This is a genomic window from Streptomyces fagopyri (assembly GCF_009498275.1).
Taxonomy (GTDB): Bacteria; Actinomycetota; Actinomycetes; order Streptomycetales; family Streptomycetaceae; genus Streptomyces; species Streptomyces fagopyri.
The window spans coordinates 2,037,596-2,051,703 of record NZ_CP045643.1 but is presented as its reverse complement, the minus strand read 5'-3'; the positions used below and the strand labels follow the sequence as shown (position 1 = coordinate 2,051,703).

At 70.6% G+C, this 14,108-nt stretch carries 11 protein-coding genes and 2 pseudogenes; 3 read left to right on the top strand and 10 right to left on the bottom strand.

The features are described from left to right. Positions 1 to 65 precede the first annotated feature (65 nt). Entirely contained in the window at positions 66 to 506 is a 441-nt protein-coding gene (locus GFH48_RS08755) for a PPOX class F420-dependent oxidoreductase (RefSeq protein ID WP_153287722.1), read from the top strand. A 313-nt stretch (positions 507 to 819) separates the two neighbouring features. On the opposite strand, the pseudogene GFH48_RS08750 reads toward GFH48_RS08755, so the two are convergent. Together GFH48_RS08750 and GFH48_RS08745 are read right to left on the bottom strand one after the other, a co-directional pair. Further along, positions 820 to 1,776: pseudogene (locus tag GFH48_RS08750) on the bottom strand (MFS transporter); the annotation flags it as partial. 110 nt (positions 1,777 to 1,886) lie between these two features. Continuing rightward, complete coding sequence (locus GFH48_RS08745) at positions 1,887 to 2,552, bottom strand: TetR/AcrR family transcriptional regulator (RefSeq protein WP_153287721.1); 666 nt, start codon at positions 2,550 to 2,552, stop codon at positions 1,887 to 1,889. Between the two features lie 211 nt (positions 2,553 to 2,763). Between GFH48_RS08745 and GFH48_RS08740 the strand changes: the two are divergent. Next, positions 2,764 to 2,979, top strand: a pseudogene (locus GFH48_RS08740) (shikimate dehydrogenase); the annotation flags it as partial. Positions 2,980 to 3,484: 505 nt separating this feature from the next. Continuing rightward, the gene (locus GFH48_RS08730; protein WP_153287720.1) at positions 3,485 to 4,447 is read left to right on the top strand and encodes a hypothetical protein; all 963 of its coding nucleotides are present in this window, start codon (positions 3,485 to 3,487) and stop codon (positions 4,445 to 4,447) included. A 56-nt stretch (positions 4,448 to 4,503) separates the two neighbouring features. Here the strand turns inward: GFH48_RS08730 and GFH48_RS08725 are convergent, their stop codons facing one another. From GFH48_RS08725 to tkt, 8 genes are all read right to left on the bottom strand, one after another. Beyond that, positions 4,504 to 4,959, bottom strand: a complete 456-nt coding sequence (locus GFH48_RS08725; protein ID WP_153287719.1) for a tellurite resistance TerB family protein — start codon at positions 4,957 to 4,959, stop codon at positions 4,504 to 4,506. Positions 4,960 to 5,040: 81 nt separating this feature from the next. After that, a complete protein-coding gene (locus GFH48_RS08720) occupies positions 5,041 to 5,652 on the bottom strand; it encodes a histidine phosphatase family protein (protein WP_153287718.1) in 612 nt (203 codons plus the stop codon). A gap of 8 nt (positions 5,653 to 5,660) precedes the next feature. Then, complete coding sequence (gene gnd / locus GFH48_RS08715) at positions 5,661 to 6,539, bottom strand: phosphogluconate dehydrogenase (NAD(+)-dependent, decarboxylating) (RefSeq protein WP_228121288.1); 879 nt, start codon at positions 6,537 to 6,539, stop codon at positions 5,661 to 5,663. Between the two features lie 14 nt (positions 6,540 to 6,553). Beyond that, on the bottom strand, positions 6,554 to 8,203 hold the full coding sequence (pgi, locus tag GFH48_RS08710) for a glucose-6-phosphate isomerase (protein WP_153287716.1): 1,650 nt from the start codon (positions 8,201 to 8,203) through the stop codon (positions 6,554 to 6,556). After that, the gene (gene opcA / locus GFH48_RS08705) at positions 8,196 to 9,131 is read right to left on the bottom strand and encodes a glucose-6-phosphate dehydrogenase assembly protein OpcA (protein WP_153287715.1); all 936 of its coding nucleotides are present in this window, start codon (positions 9,129 to 9,131) and stop codon (positions 8,196 to 8,198) included. Before opcA ends, pgi begins: the two co-directional genes overlap by 8 nt. Further along, entirely contained in the window at positions 9,128 to 10,801 is a 1,674-nt protein-coding gene (gene zwf / locus GFH48_RS08700; RefSeq protein ID WP_228120455.1) for a glucose-6-phosphate dehydrogenase, read from the bottom strand. Before zwf ends, opcA begins: the two co-directional genes overlap by 4 nt. Then, positions 10,798 to 11,943 (bottom strand): transaldolase, encoded by a 1,146-nt coding sequence (gene tal / locus GFH48_RS08695; RefSeq protein WP_153287714.1) that lies wholly within the window; start codon positions 11,941 to 11,943, stop codon positions 10,798 to 10,800. The genes zwf and tal overlap by 4 nt, the downstream gene beginning before the upstream one ends. 19 nt (positions 11,944 to 11,962) lie before the next feature. Then, the gene (tkt, locus tag GFH48_RS08690) at positions 11,963 to 14,062 is read right to left on the bottom strand and encodes a transketolase (RefSeq protein ID WP_153287713.1); all 2,100 of its coding nucleotides are present in this window, start codon (positions 14,060 to 14,062) and stop codon (positions 11,963 to 11,965) included. Between the last annotated feature and the right edge of the window lie 46 nt (positions 14,063 to 14,108).

Genomic DNA, 14,108 nt, shown 5'->3' with positions numbered 1-14,108 from the left:
TGCGGACGGTGTCCGTCTCCGGGCGGCCCGGGAATGACGATCCGCGCCGGAGGGTTGATCCCCGTATGACTCAGGACGCGAAGCAGGACGCACTGCTCAGGCTGCTCTCCGAGTACAAGGGCGGGGTGCTCACCACCCTCAAGAGGGACGGACGGCCCCAGCTGTCGAACGTCGTCCATGCCTACAGTCCCGACGAGAACGTCGTCCGGGTCTCCCTCACGGACGACCGCGCCAAGACGCGGAACCTGCGCCGGGATCCGCGGGCCTCGTACCACGTGACCAGCGACGACCGTTGGGCGTACACGGTGGCCGAGGGCACCGCCGAGCTCACGCCCGTGGCCGGGGACCCGCACGACGAGACCGTCGAGGAGCTCGTGCGGCTCTACCGCGACCTGATGGGCGAGCACCCCGACTGGGACGACTACCGGGCCGCCATGGTCCGCGACCGGCGGCTCGTGCTGCGGCTGCACGTGGAGCACGCGTACGGCGTCCCCCGCGAACGCTGACGACCGCGGTCCGGGTCCGCGCCGGGCTCCCGGGCGTCCCCGCCCGTTCGTGTCACGGGCGCGGGCGGGGGCTCCGCGCATCCCGGCCGCCCCTGAATCCGGCCGGGGTGCGCGGAGCGACTCCCTGGGGCCGCGCCGTCGCGTCGCGCGCCGCTTCGGCCGGTGTTCCCGCCGTGGCCTCGCGCTCGGCCCCGCCCGATGTTCTTGCTGTCCGACGTGGGCTGTCAACCAAATCCAGGGGTGGCGTTCACCCGGATACGCCCAAGTCCCCGGCGGTGAGGGGCTGTCGGGGACGTGGACGACCGGGGGAGCGTCAGGCCGTCACGGTCTCCCGCCGCGACGCGTCGCGGGGAACCCGCTCGCCCAGCCGCTCCGTCGGGACCGTGTGCGTCTCGCGCGCGGTGAGCGCCGCGAGCACCGGCGGCACGCACAGCGCCGCGGTGAACAGTGCCACCGACGACCAGCCGTCGCCGTCCGGCCCGGCGATCCGCGTGGCGAAGGTGACCGCGAACCCGTCGACCGCGAAGCCGATCTGTGTACCGATCGCCATGCCGGACAGCCGGACGCGGGTGGGGAACATCTCGCCGTAGATGGACGGCCAGATCCCGTTCGCGGCGCTGTGGACCACCCCGAAGGCGAGGATGCCGAAGAGGAGGACCAGGGGGTAGGAGCCCGTGGAGACGGCCCACAGGCAGGCGGACATCAGACCGGCGCTGCCCGTGGCCCCGATCAGGTAGACCGGGCGACGGCCGATCCGGTCGGAGAGCGCGGCCCAGGCCGGGATCGCGGCGAGCGCGACGACGTTCGCCAGCGCGCCCACCCACAGCATCCGGGTGCGTGAGAGACCCACCGAGTCGCTCGTGCCGTACGCCAGTGCCCACACCGTGAAGATCGCGCCGACCGACGCGATCAGGGCGCCCGCGACGACCCGCAGGACGTCCGCCCAGTGCTGCGTGCGGAACAGCATGGCGAGCGGGAACGAGGCGACGCCCTCGGAGTCGGCCTGCCGGGTGAAGGCCGGGGTCTCCTGGAGGGTGCGGCGGACGACGTACCCGACGGCTGCCACCGCGACACTCAGCCAGAACGGGACGCGCCAGCCCCAGGAGAGCAATCGGTCCTCGGGCAGCGCGGCGACCGGCAGGAAGACCAGGGTCGCGAGCAGTTGTCCGCCCCGGGTGCCGCTGAGGGTGAAGCCGGTGAAGAAGCCCCGGCGCCCCGGCGGCGCGTGTTCGAGCGCCATCGAGCCGGCACTGGCCTGCTCTCCGGCCGCCGGAAAATAACCCACTGGATAGTTAGTAGCGGGGCTATGGATGCTGCGCCGACGATTCCCGGGTGTCAAGAGGTCGCGCCGAAGGACCTCCCCTGCCGCGGCCGGGCTCCTCAGTCCGCCGCGCGGTCCGCCGTCAGATAGGCGATGACCATGTCGCCGAGCATGGCCCGGTAGCGATCCCGCTGGTCGGGGGCGGTCAGGTCGCGGCCGAACAGGGCGCCGAAAGTGTGCCGGTTGGCGACCCGGAAGAAACAGAACGAGCTGATCATCGCGTGCAGGTCGACGGCGTCGACGTCGGCCGTGAACAGGCCCGACGCGCGGCCGGTGGCCAGGATCCGGCCGATCACCTCCAGGGCGGGCGAACCGATCTTGCCCAGTTCCTCGGACGCGGCGATGTGTTCGGCCCCGTGGATGTTCTCGATGCTGACCAGCCGGATGAAGTCGGGATGCGCCTCATGGTGGTCGAAGGTCAGCTCGGCGAGCCGGCGGATGGCCGCCACCGGGTCCAAGTGCTCGACGTCCAACTCCTGTTCGGCCTGCCGGATCACCGAGTACGCGCGCTCCAGCACGGTCGTGAACAGCTGCTCCTTGCCGCCGAAGTAGTAGTAGATCATCCGCTTGGTGGTCCGGGTGCGGGCGGCGATCTCGTCGACCCGTGCCCCCGTGTACCCGGCGCGCGCGAACTCCTGGGTGGCCACGTCGAGGATCTCGGCCCGCGTGCGGGCGGCGTCACGGATGCGCCCGTTGGGACGTGCCGGTTCTTCGACGCTGGTCATCGGGTTCCTTCGGGCGAGAGGGTCGTGCCCGCGATTGTAGAAGGAGGGCGCCCGGCGCTGACGTCCCGGAGTCGCTCCAGGGCGGCCGGCCCTTCCCATCGGACGGACCGCTCGCTATGACTGATGAACCAGTTCGTACATCACGAGTCCTCATCCGGTCGCCGACCAGTCACCGGGACGGTCGCCACGCCCGTACCCGCGGAGGCGCTCCGTGCCCCGGACCTCGTACCTCGTCGGCCTCGTCGGCCTCGTCGGCTCCGGCATCGGCCCCTCGCTCAGCCCCGCGCTGCATCAGCGGGAGGCCGACCGGCAGGGGCTGCGGCACCTGTACCGCCTGATCGACATCGACACGCTCGGCGTCCGCCCGGAGGCGGTCGGCGACCTCGTCCGCGCGGCCGGGGACCTCGGCTTCGACGGACTCGACATCAATCTACTTCTGGCGGCATACCAGGAACTCGGCGTCCTCTACGACCGTGACGAGTGGGGAGAGTTCCGGCACTGCTGCACGGGGACCGTGGGCCGCGTCTTCTTCGAACTCGTCCAGCGCGACGGCGGCTACCGCGGCTACGGCGCCCGGAACGCTCCGGTGCGCCTCGCGGCGCAAGCCGCCGCGCGCGGCCCGGGGCGCTGACACGGCCCGCGCGCCAGGTCACCGCCGCGCGGGGCCCTACCCGACCGATGTTACCGGCGAGTTGACATTGAAACACCAAAGACCACCGCTATCATCACACCACCTGCGGAACACCTCCTGCGGAGCTACCGTCGGCCGACAACAGCGGCCTCCGGGCAACCGAAGCAGCGCATCCACGAACGACGACAGGGGCAGAGGGCTCTCCCAACCGGAGTCCTCGGTTCGTCCGACACGGTGGTGACGGCGGTCGAGCGGTCCTTTCTTCACGAAGGTCTCCCCACCGACTTCTGAGAGAGACCGCATGGCGAGAGACCGCTTCACTCCCGATTTCGACCCCGGCGGCGGGGACACGCTCCTCAGCTCGGCGCGCCAGGACATCTCCGTCGGCCGCTGGCAGAGCCTGCGTGACCTGTTGAGGGCCACCGGCCCCGCGTGGCCCGTGCGCGGCCACCGGATGCGGCTGCTGGCGGCGGCCTGTGTGGACAACTCCTCGGTCGAGTCCTGGCTCGCCGCCGAACCGCGCGGCGGCGACGCCCTGGTACTGCGGGCCGCGACCGAGGTCGCCAGGGCGTTCCACCTCGCCGGCGCGGCGGGCGGGGGTGCCCCGGTGGAACGCCGTCGCGTCGACCAGGCGGTGATGGCCTGCCTCCAGGGCGCCGAGGCCTACCCGGACGACCCCACACCCTGGATCTGCCTCATCTCCGTCGCCCGGCTCTATCCCGCCGGGGTCCGCCGTCAGGAACTCGGGCGCTGGTGGGACGAGTTGCACGCCCGCGATCCGTACAGCGTGGAGGGGCACCTCCAGGTGCTGCGCTACTACTCGGCGCGCTGGCACGGGTCGCACGGCCTCATGTACGACTTCGCCCGGGACGCGGCGGGTGTCGCCCCGGCGGGCTCGGCGCTGCCGGTCCTCCTGCAGGTCGCACGGGTGGAGGAGTACCGCGCCGCCTCGGAGGAGGCGAACGGCCGGCGGGACACGCCCGCCGGGTTCGACCGGCACTGGGACCACGACGAAGCCGTCGGCGACGTGCGGCGGAGCTGGCAGCGCTGGCTCACCGCACGCTCCGAGGAGCCACCCGCTCCCGAGGAGGTGCGTCACTTCAACTACCTTGCGCACGCCGCCTGTTACGCCGGCCTCCCGGACCTGGCGGGTCCGCTCTTCCGGATGGTCGGGCCGCGCGCCAGCCGCTCGCCCTGGTCCTGCACCGGCGATCCGGAGAAGGAGTTCGTGAAGTGGCGCAAGCGGTCGTCGCGCGGCGCCTGAGCCACTTCACACGCCCCGGGCCGCCGTGGGCGACGCGGCCGGGGACCGGCGGGGAACTACAGGTCGAACTCGTGCGGCGGCAGGTCGAGCGCGAAGCACGCCTCCCGCACCACGGCCTGCTCGGTCTTGTCGAAGTCGCCGTCGGCGCCGCCGATCACGATGCCGATCTGGATGACGGCACGAGCCTCGGCGGGCTTCTTCTTCGCCTTGGCGACCTCCTGGAGGACGCTGACCTTGCCGAAGGCGAAGTCGGCGGTCAGCTTGTTCAGGTTGTCGTCGAAGCGGCGGCGCAGGTCGTCGGCGTCGAAGTTCTGCAACACCTCGTTCGTGGCGATGAGCTGGGCGACGCGCTGCCGCTCGGACGGATCGACCGACCCGTCCGCCGCGGCGACGAGCGCGCACATGGCCATGCTCGCGTCGCGGAAGGCACCGCTCTTGAGATCGTTCTTCTTCGCCACGAGCTGGGTCTGCATCGTCGACGCGGACTCCTTGACGCGGTCCCACAGGGCCATGAGAACTCCATACGTCGGGAGAGGCCCGGTCCGCCCGTGGGCGGACCGGAGACCTCCTCGGTTTCTACAGCAACGTAGAAACTAGCGGACCGGCGCAGAAGTTCCGGTGGCGTTCCACTCGGCGATCACCGGATGTCCGTGTTCGGTGGACAGCCGGCTGACGGTGCCCGTCGAGAGCTGGAACAGCCGTCCGGCGTCCGCCGGGAGCCCGAGCCGACGGGCCGTCAGCACCCGCAGGAAGTGCGCGTGGGCCACCAGGACCACGTCACCGGGGTGGTTCTGGAGCGCCGCGTCCACGCGGGACAGGACCCGGTCGGCGCGTTCGCCCACCTCCTGCGGCGACTCGCCGGGGTGCCCGTCGGGACCGGGCGGCACCCCGTCCTCCCACAGGACCCAGTCGGGCCGGGTGCGGTGGATGGATCGGGTGGTGATCCCCTCGTAGCTCCCGTAGTCCCATTCGTGCAGGTCGGGGTCGCTCACCAGTCCCGTCAGGCCCGCGAGTTCCGCGGTCCGTACCGCCCGGTCGAGGGGGCTGGTGAACACCTGCGCGAAGGACTGCCCGGCGAAGAACGGGGCGAGGGACTTGGCCTGTTCCTCGCCGTGCCGGGTGAGCGGCAGATCGGTCCAACTGGTGTGCCGGCCGGTCAGGGTCCACTCGGTCTCGCCGTGACGGACCAGTATGAGGTCGCCCATGGCGCGGCCTACTCCGCGGACTCGACGGCGTGGCCGCCGAACTGGTTGCGCAGTGCGGCGATCATCTTCATCTGGGGTGAGTCGTCCTGGCGGGAGGCGAAGCGGGCGAAGAGGGACGCGGTGATGGCGGGGAGGGGTACGGCGTTGTCGATGGCGGCTTCGACGGTCCAGCGGCCTTCGCCGGAGTCGTCCGCGTAGCCGCGGAGTTTGTCGAGGTGCTCGTCGTCGTCGAGGGCGTTGACGGCCAGGTCGAGCAGCCAGGACCGGATGACGGTGCCTTCCTGCCAGGAGCGGAAGACCTCGCGGACGTCGGTGACGGAGTGGACCTTCTCCAGGAGTTCCCAGCCCTCGGCGTAGGCCTGCATCATGGCGTACTCGATGCCGTTGTGGACCATCTTGGAGAAGTGGCCGGCGCCGACCTTGCCGGCGTGGACGAAGCCGGCGTCGCCCTCGGGCTTGAGGGCGTCGAAGACGGGCTGGACCCTGGCGACGTTCTCGGTGTCGCCGCCGACCATGAGGGCGTAGCCGTTCTGCAGGCCCCAGACGCCGCCGGAGACGCCGGCGTCGACGAAGCCGATGCCCTTGGCGGCGAGTTCTTCGGCGTGCTTCTCGTCGTCGGTCCAGCGGGAGTTGCCGCCGTCGACGACGGTGTCGCCGGGCTCCAGCAGGTCGCCGAGCTGGTCGACGGTGGACTGGGTCGCGGCGCCGGCCGGCACCATCACCCACACCACACGGGGGGCTTCGAGCGCGCCGACGAGTTCTTCGAGGCTGTGGACATCGGCGAGTTCCGGGTTGCGGTCGTATCCGATGACGGTGTGGCCTGCGCGGCGGATCCGCTCGCGCATGTTGCCGCCCATCTTGCCGAGGCCGACGAGCCCCAGTTGCATCGCGGTCATGTCGTTCACTTCTTCCGGAGAGAGCGGTACGCGGCCACGAGGGCGGCGGTGGAGGGGTCGAGGCCGGGTACGTCGGTGCCTTCGGTGAGGGCGGGTTCGACGCGTTTGGCGAGGACCTTGCCGAGTTCGACGCCCCATTGGTCGAAGGAGTCGATGTTCCAGACGGCGCCCTGGACGAAGACTTTGTGTTCGTAGAGGGCGATGAGCTGGCCCAGGACGGAGGGGGTCAGTTCGCGGGCGAGGATCGTGGTGGTGGGGTGGTTGCCCTGGAACGTCTTGTGGGCGACCAGGTGTTCGGGGACGCCTTCGGCGCGGACCTCGTCGGGTGTCTTGCCGAAGGCCAGGGCCTGGGTCTGTGCGAAGAAGTTCGCCATCAGCAGGTCGTGCTGGGCGGCCAGGCCCGTCTCGAGTTCGTCGACGGGGTTGGCGAAGCCGATGAAGTCGGCCGGGATCAGCTTGGTGCCCTGGTGGATGAGCTGGTAGTAGGCGTGCTGTCCGTTGGTGCCGGGGGTACCCCACACCACCGGTCCGGTCTGCCAGTCCACCGGCCGGCCCTGCCGGTCCACCGATTTGCCGTTGGACTCCATGTCGAGTTGCTGGAGATAGGCGGTGAACCTGCTGAGGTAGTGCGAGTAGGGCAGCACGGCGTGGGACTGCGCGTCGTGGAAGTTGCCGTACCAGATGCCCAGCAGGCCCAGCAGCAGGGGCGCGTTGGCTTCCGCGGGCGCGGTGCGGAAGTGTTCGTCGACGAGGTGGAAGCCGTCCAGCATCTCCCGGAACCGGTCCGGGCCGATCGCGATCATCAGGGACAGGCCGATCGCCGAGTCGAAGGAGTAGCGTCCGCCGACCCAGTCCCAGAACTCGAACATGTTGTCGGTGTCGATGCCGAAGTCGGCGACCTTCCCGGCGTTCGTGGACAGGGCCACGAAGTGCCGGGCGACCGCCTCGGGGCCGGCCTTCAGACCGGCCAGCAGCCAGGTCCGCGCGGAGGTGGCGTTGGTGATCGTCTCGATGGTGGTGAACGTCTTCGACGCGATGATGAACAGGGTCTCGGCCGGGTCGAGGTCACGGACGGCCTCGTGGAGGTCGGCGCCGTCCACGTTCGACACGAACCGCACCGTCAGACCGCGGTCGGTGAAGGACCGCAGCGCGTCGTACGCCATCGCGGGACCCAGATCGGAACCGCCGATCCCGATGTTCACCACGTTCTTGATCCGCCGGCCGGTGTGACCGGTCCACTCGCCCGACCGCACCCGCTCGGCGAAAGCGGCCATCCGGTCCAGGACCGCGTGCACCCCCGGGACCACGTTCTGCCCGTCGACCTCGACCACCGCGTCCCGCGGCGCACGCAACACCGTGTGCAGGACCGCACGGTCCTCGGTCACATTGATCTTCTCACCCCGGAACATCGCGTCCCGCAACCCGAACACATCCGTGGCCACCGCAAGCTCCTGGAGCAGGGCGAGAGTCTCGTCCGTGATCAGGTGCTTGGAGTAGTCGATCCGCAGATCGCCGACCCGCACGACATAGCGCTCGGCGCGGCCGGGGTCCGTGGCGAACAGCTCACGCAGCCGCGTGTGGAGCATGCCGTCCGCGCGGTGGTCCTCCAGGGCCGCCCATTGCGGACGCCGGGTGAGCTTGGGGGAGTCAGGCATGACGGGCGGTCTCCTTGGTGCCCTCGCCCCGCAGGGCGACGGCGTACATCTCGTCGGCGTCGAGGCGGCGCAGTTCCTCGGCGATCAGTTCGGAGGTGCTGCGCACCTTCAGGGCGAGGGTGCGCGAGGGCTGTCCGGGCAGCGTCAGCGTGGCGAGCGGGCCCTCGGGGCGGTCGATGACGATCTCCCCGCCCGCCGTGCCGAGCCGTACGGCGGTGACCACGGGACCGGCGGTGACCACGCGGTCGACCGGGACGCCGAGCCGGGCGCCCAGCCAGCGCGCCAGCAGCTCGGCGCTCGGGTTGTCGGCCTCGCTCTCGACGGCGGCCGAGGTCACCTTCGTACGGGCCTGGTCGAGCGCGGCGGCCAGCATCGAACGCCACGGGGTCAGCCGTGTCCAGGCCAGGTCGGTGTCGCCCGGCGCGTAGGAGGAGACCCGGGCGTCCAGGGCCGCGAGCGGGGCCTCGACGGCGTACATGTCGGTGATGCGGCGCTGCGCGAGAGCGCCCAGCGGGTCCTTGGCGGGCACGGCGGGCGCGTTCACCGGCCACCAGACGACGACGGGCGCGTCGGGCAGCAGCAGCGGCAGTACCACGGAGTCGGCGTGGTCGGACACCTCGCCGTAGGTCCGCAGCACGACCGTCTCACCGGTGCCGGCGTCGGCGCCCACCCGGATCTCGGCGTCGAGGTGCGAGTTGGTGCGGTCGCGCGGGCTGCGGGCGTGCCGCTTGATGACGACCAGGGTGCGCGAGGGGTGCTCGCGCGAGGCCTCCTCGGCGGCCTTGATCGAGTCGTAGGCGTTCTCCTCGTCCGTGACGATGACCATCGTCAGGACCATGCCCACGGCGGGGGTGCCGATGGCCCGGCGCCCCTGCACGAGCGCCTTGTTGATCTTGCTTGCCGTGGTGTCGGTCAGGTCGATCTTCATGGCCTGCGCCAGCTCCGTCCGTCTCGTGCGAGCATCTCGTCGGCTTCCTTCGGACCCCAGCTGCCCGAGGGGTACTGCGCGGGCTTGCCGTGCGTCTCCCAGTGCTCCTCGATGGGGTCGAGGATCTTCCAGGACTCTTCCACCTCCTGATGACGGGGGAAGAGATTGGCGTCGCCGAGCAGGACATCCAGGATCAGCCGTTCGTACGCCTCCGGGCTGGACTCGGTGAACGACTCGCCGTAGGCGAAGTCCATCGAGACGTCCCGGATCTCCATGGAGGTACCCGGCACCTTCGAACCGAAGCGGACCGTCATGCCCTCGTCGGGCTGGACACGGATGACGATCGCGTTCTGTCCCAGTTCCTCGGTGGCCGTCGAGTCGAAGGGCGAGTGGGGCGCACGCTGGAAGACCACCGCGATCTCGGTCACCCGCCGGCCCAGACGCTTGCCGGTCCTCAGGTAGAAGGGGACGCCCGCCCAGCGGCGGTTGTCGATCTCCACCTTGACGGCCGCGTAGGTGTCCGTCGTCGACCCGGGGTCGATGCCGTCCTCCTGCAGATAACCGCGTACCCGCTCGCCGCCCTGCCAGGCCGCCGCGTACTGCCCGCGCACGGTGTGCTCGCCCAGGTTCTCCGGGAGCCTGACCGACTTCAGGACCTTCAGCTTCTCCGTCAGGAGCGACTCGACGTCGAAGGCGATGGGCTCCTCCATCGCGGTCAGCGCCATCAGCTGGAGCAGATGGTTCTGGATGACGTCACGGGCCGACCCGATGCCGTCGTAGTAGCCGGCCCGGCCGCCGATGCCGATGTCCTCGGCCATGGTGATCTGTACGTGGTCGACGTACGACCGGTTCCAGATCGGCTCGTACATCTGATTGGCGAAGCGGAGCGCCAGGATGTTCTGGACGGTCTCCTTACCGAGGTAGTGGTCGATGCGGAACACCTGCTCCGGGTCGAACACCTCGTGCACGATCGCGTTCAGCTCCCGCGCGCTGGCCAGGTCGTGGCCGAACGGCTTTTCGATGATCGCGCGCCGCCAGGACCCCTCCGGGGCGTCCGCCAGCCCGTGCTTCTTCAGCTGCTGGACGACCTTGGGGAAGAACTTCGGCGGGACCGACAGGTAGAAGGCGTAGTTGCCGCTGGTGCCCCGGGAGGCGTCCAGCTCCTGCACGGCCTCGCGCAGCTGCTTGAACGCGGTGTCGTCGTCGAAGTCGCCCGGGATGAACCGCATGCCCTCGGCGAGCTGCTGCCAGACCTCCTCGCGGAACTCCGTCCGCGCGTGCTCACGCACCGAGTCGTGGACGACCTGGGCGAAGTCCTGGTCCTCCCACTCGCGCCGGGCGAACCCGAGGAGCGAGAAACCCGGCGGCAGCAGACCCCGGTTGGCGAGGTCGTACACGGCCGGCATCAGCTTCTTGCGGGACAGGTCGCCGGTGACACCGAAGATGACGAGACCGGAGGGGCCCGCGATCCGCGGCAGACGGCGGTCGCGGGGGTCGCGCAGCGGGTTGTCCCAGTCGTCGGGGTCCTCCGGGTCCGCCGGGCCGTGCTCGGGCGTGGTCCCCGCCGCGGCCTTCACAGCGCGCGGTTCCACGGCCTGGTCACCGGATCCCTGCGGCGCGGCGGCCGCATCCTGCGGGGCACCGTCGGGAAGCGCTTCACTCTCGGTCATTCCCCCTCGACTCCCTTGCCGTTCAGCGAGACCTTCACCGCGTCGAGCAGATCGCCCCACGCGGCCTCGAACTTGGAGACACCCTCGTCCTCCAGCTGCTTGACGACCTCGTCGTACGAGATCCCGAGCCGCTCGACGGCCGCGAGGTCGGCGCGGGCCTGGGCGTAGCCACCGGTCACCGCGTCACCGTGGATGTCACCGTGGTCGGCGGTGGCGTCGAGCGTCGCCTCCGGCATGGTGTTGACCGTGCCCGGCGCGACCAGCTCGTCGACGTAGAGTGTGTCCTTGTACGCCGGGTCCTTGACGCCCGTCGAGGCCCACAGGGGGCGCTGCTTGTTGGCGCCCGCCGTGGCGAGGGCGGTCCAGCGGGCCGCGCCGAAGACGTCCTCGTAGGCCTCGTACGCGAGACGCGCGTTGGCCAGCGCCGCCCTGCCCTTGAGGGCCAGCGCCTCGTCCGTGCCGACCTTCGCCAGCCGCTTGTCGATCTCGCTGTCGACGCGGGAGACGAAGAAGGAGGCGACGGAGTGGACGCCGGCGAGGTCGACGCCGGCCTCCCGGGCCTTCTCCAGCCCGGCCAGGTAGGCGTCCATGACCGCGCGGTAGCGCTCCAGCGAGAAGATCAGGGTGACGTTGACGCTGATGCCGAGGCCGACGACCTCGGTGATCGCCGGGAGACCCGCCTCGGTCGCCGGGATCTTGATCATCACGTTCGGGCGGTCCACCAGCCAGGCCAGCTGCTTGGCCTCGGCGACGGTCGCGGTGGTGTGGTGGGCCAGGCGCGGGTCGACCTCGATCGAGACCCGGCCGTCACGGCCGCCGGTCGCGTCGTACACCGGGCGCAGGATGTCGGCGGCGGCGCGGACGTCGGCCGTGGTCATCATCCGGACGGCCTCGTCGACCGTCACGCCGCGCACGGCGAGCTCGGCCAGCTGCTCCTCGTAGCCCGCTCCGGAGCCGATGGCGGCCTGGAAGATGGAGGGGTTGGTGGTGACGCCCACCACGTGCTTGGTCGCGACGAGTTCGGCGAGGTTGCCGGACGCGATGCGCTTGCGGGAGAGGTCGTCGAGCCAGATGGAGACGCCTTCGTCGGAGAGGCGCTTCAGGATTACCGCGGTCGCGGCTGCTTCGGTCACAGTGATCATCTTCCTTGGTGCGATCGGATCAACCGCGGGCGGCGGCGAGGGATTCCCGCGCGGCGGCGGCGACGTTCTCGGCGGTGAAGCCGAACTCGGCGAACAGGGTCCTGGCGTCGGCGGAGGCACCGAAGTGCTCCAGCGAGACAATGCGTCCGTGGTCACCGACGTACCGGTACCAGGTCAGGCCGATGCCCGCCTCGACCGCCACGCGGGCCTTCACGGACGGCGGAAGCACGCTCTGCCGGTACTCGGCGGGCTGCTCCTCGAACCACTCGACGGACGGCATCGACACCACCCGGGTGCCGACCCCCTCGGCCTCCAGCAGCTCGCGCGCCTCCACCGCGAGGTGCACCTCGGAGCCGGTGGCCACGAGCACCACGTCCGGCGTCCCGGTGGACGCCTCACGCAGCACGTAACCACCCTTCGCAGCTTCGGAGTTGACCTCGTAGGTGGGCACGCCCTGACGGGTCAGCGCCAGCCCGTGCGGGGCCGGGTTCGTGGAGTGCCGGCGGAGGATCTCGGCCCAGGCGACCGTCGTCTCGTTGGCGTCGGCCGGGCGCACGATGTTCAGACCGGGGATGGCGCGCAGCGAGGCGAGGTGCTCGACCGGCTGGTGGGTGGGGCCGTCCTCGCCGAGCCCGATCGAGTCGTGGGTCCAGACGTAGGTGACGGGGAGCTGCATCAGCGCGGAGAGCCGGACGGCGTTGCGCATGTAGTCGGAGAAGACCAGGAAGGTGCCGCCGTAGATGCGGGTGTTGCCGTGCAGCGCGATGCCGTTCATCTCCGCGGCCATCGAGTGCTCACGGATACCGAAGTGGACGGTACGGCCGTACGGGTCGGCCTCCGGCAGCGGATTGCCCTCCGGCAGGAAGGAGGAGGTCTTGTCGATGGTGGTGTTGTTGGAGCCCGCCAGGTCGGCCGAACCGCCCCACAGCTCGGGGAGCACACCACCGAGCGCCTGCAGCACCTTGCCCGAGGCGGCACGGGTCGCGACGGAGGTGCCGGGCTCGAACACCGGCAGCGCGGCCTCCCAGCCCTCGGGCAGCTGGCCGGCGACGACGCGGTCGAAGAGCTTCGCGCGCTCGGGCTGTGCGGCCCGCCACTCCGCGATCCGCTTGTCCCAGACGGCGTGCGCCTCGGCGCCCCGGTCGAGGGCGGTCCGCGCGTGCGCCAGCACGTCGGCGTCGACCTGGAAGGACTGCTCGGGGTCGAAGCCCAGCAGCCGCTTGGTGGCGGCGATCTCGTCGGCGCCGAGCGCGGAGCCGTGGGACGCCTCGGTGTTCCGCGCGTTCGGGGCCGGCCAGGCGATGATCGTGCGCATCGCGATGATCGAGGGGCGCCCGGTCTCGTCCCGCGCCGCCCGCAGGGCCGTGTGCAGGGCGTGGACGTCGACGTCCCCGTCCGCGGTGGGCTCGATCCGCTGCACGTGCCAGCCGTACGCCTCGTAGCGCCCGAGGACGTCCTCGGAGAAGGCCGTCGCGGTGTCGCCCTCGATGGAGATGTGGTTGTCGTCGTAGAGGAAGACGAGGTTGCCGAGCCTCTGGTGGCCCGCGAGCGAGGAGGCCTCGGCGGAGATGCCCTCCTCCAGGTCGCCGTCCGAGACGATCGCCCAGATGGTGTGGTCGAAGGGAGACTCGCCCTGAGGGGCCCGGGGGTCGAACAGACCGCGCTCGTAGCGGGCGGCCATCGCCATGCCCACGGCGTTGGCGACACCCTGACCGAGCGGACCGGTCGTCGTCTCGACACCCGCGGTGTGACCGTACTCGGGATGGCCCGGCGTCTTCGAGCCGTGCGTGCGGAACGCCTTGAGGTCGTCGAGGCTCAGTTCGTAGCCGGACAGGAAGAGCTGGGTGTAAAGGGTCAGCGAGGTGTGACCGGGGGAGAGGACGAAGCGGTCACGGCCGGTCCACTCCGGGTCGGCGGGGTCGTGCCGCATCACCTTCTGAAAGATCGTGTATGCGGCCGGGGCCAGGCTCATGGCGGTGCCGGGGTGGCCGTTCCCGACCTCCTGCACGGCGTCCGCCGCCAGAAGACGAGCGGTGTCGACGGCACGCCGGTCGAGTTCGGTCCACTGGAGGCCGTCGGGGGAACGGTCCGGTGTCTGGCTGCTCTGCTGCGTGCTCATCTTCAAGAAGTCCTCGTGGGAAGCGTCTCAACTGCTCGGACGCGTT

Coding starts and splice junctions, on each gene's coding strand:
- GFH48_RS08755 (WP_153287722.1), top strand. CDS start 66: ATGACTCAGGACGCGAAGCAGGACGCACTGCTCAGGCTGCTCTCCGAG.
- GFH48_RS08745 (WP_153287721.1), bottom strand. CDS start 2,552: ATGACCAGCGTCGAAGAACCGGCACGTCCCAACGGGCGCATCCGTGAC.
- GFH48_RS08730 (WP_153287720.1), top strand. CDS start 3,485: ATGGCGAGAGACCGCTTCACTCCCGATTTCGACCCCGGCGGCGGGGAC.
- GFH48_RS08725 (WP_153287719.1), bottom strand. CDS start 4,959: ATGGCCCTGTGGGACCGCGTCAAGGAGTCCGCGTCGACGATGCAGACC.
- GFH48_RS08720 (WP_153287718.1), bottom strand. CDS start 5,652: ATGGGCGACCTCATACTGGTCCGTCACGGCGAGACCGAGTGGACCCTG.
- gnd (WP_228121288.1), bottom strand. CDS start 6,539: ATGCAACTGGGGCTCGTCGGCCTCGGCAAGATGGGCGGCAACATGCGC.
- pgi (WP_153287716.1), bottom strand. CDS start 8,203: ATGCCTGACTCCCCCAAGCTCACCCGGCGTCCGCAATGGGCGGCCCTG.
- opcA (WP_153287715.1), bottom strand. CDS start 9,131: ATGAAGATCGACCTGACCGACACCACGGCAAGCAAGATCAACAAGGCG.
- zwf (WP_228120455.1), bottom strand. CDS start 10,801: ATGACCGAGAGTGAAGCGCTTCCCGACGGTGCCCCGCAGGATGCGGCC.
- tal (WP_153287714.1), bottom strand. CDS start 11,943: ATGATCACTGTGACCGAAGCAGCCGCGACCGCGGTAATCCTGAAGCGC.
- tkt (WP_153287713.1), bottom strand. CDS start 14,062: ATGAGCACGCAGCAGAGCAGCCAGACACCGGACCGTTCCCCCGACGGC.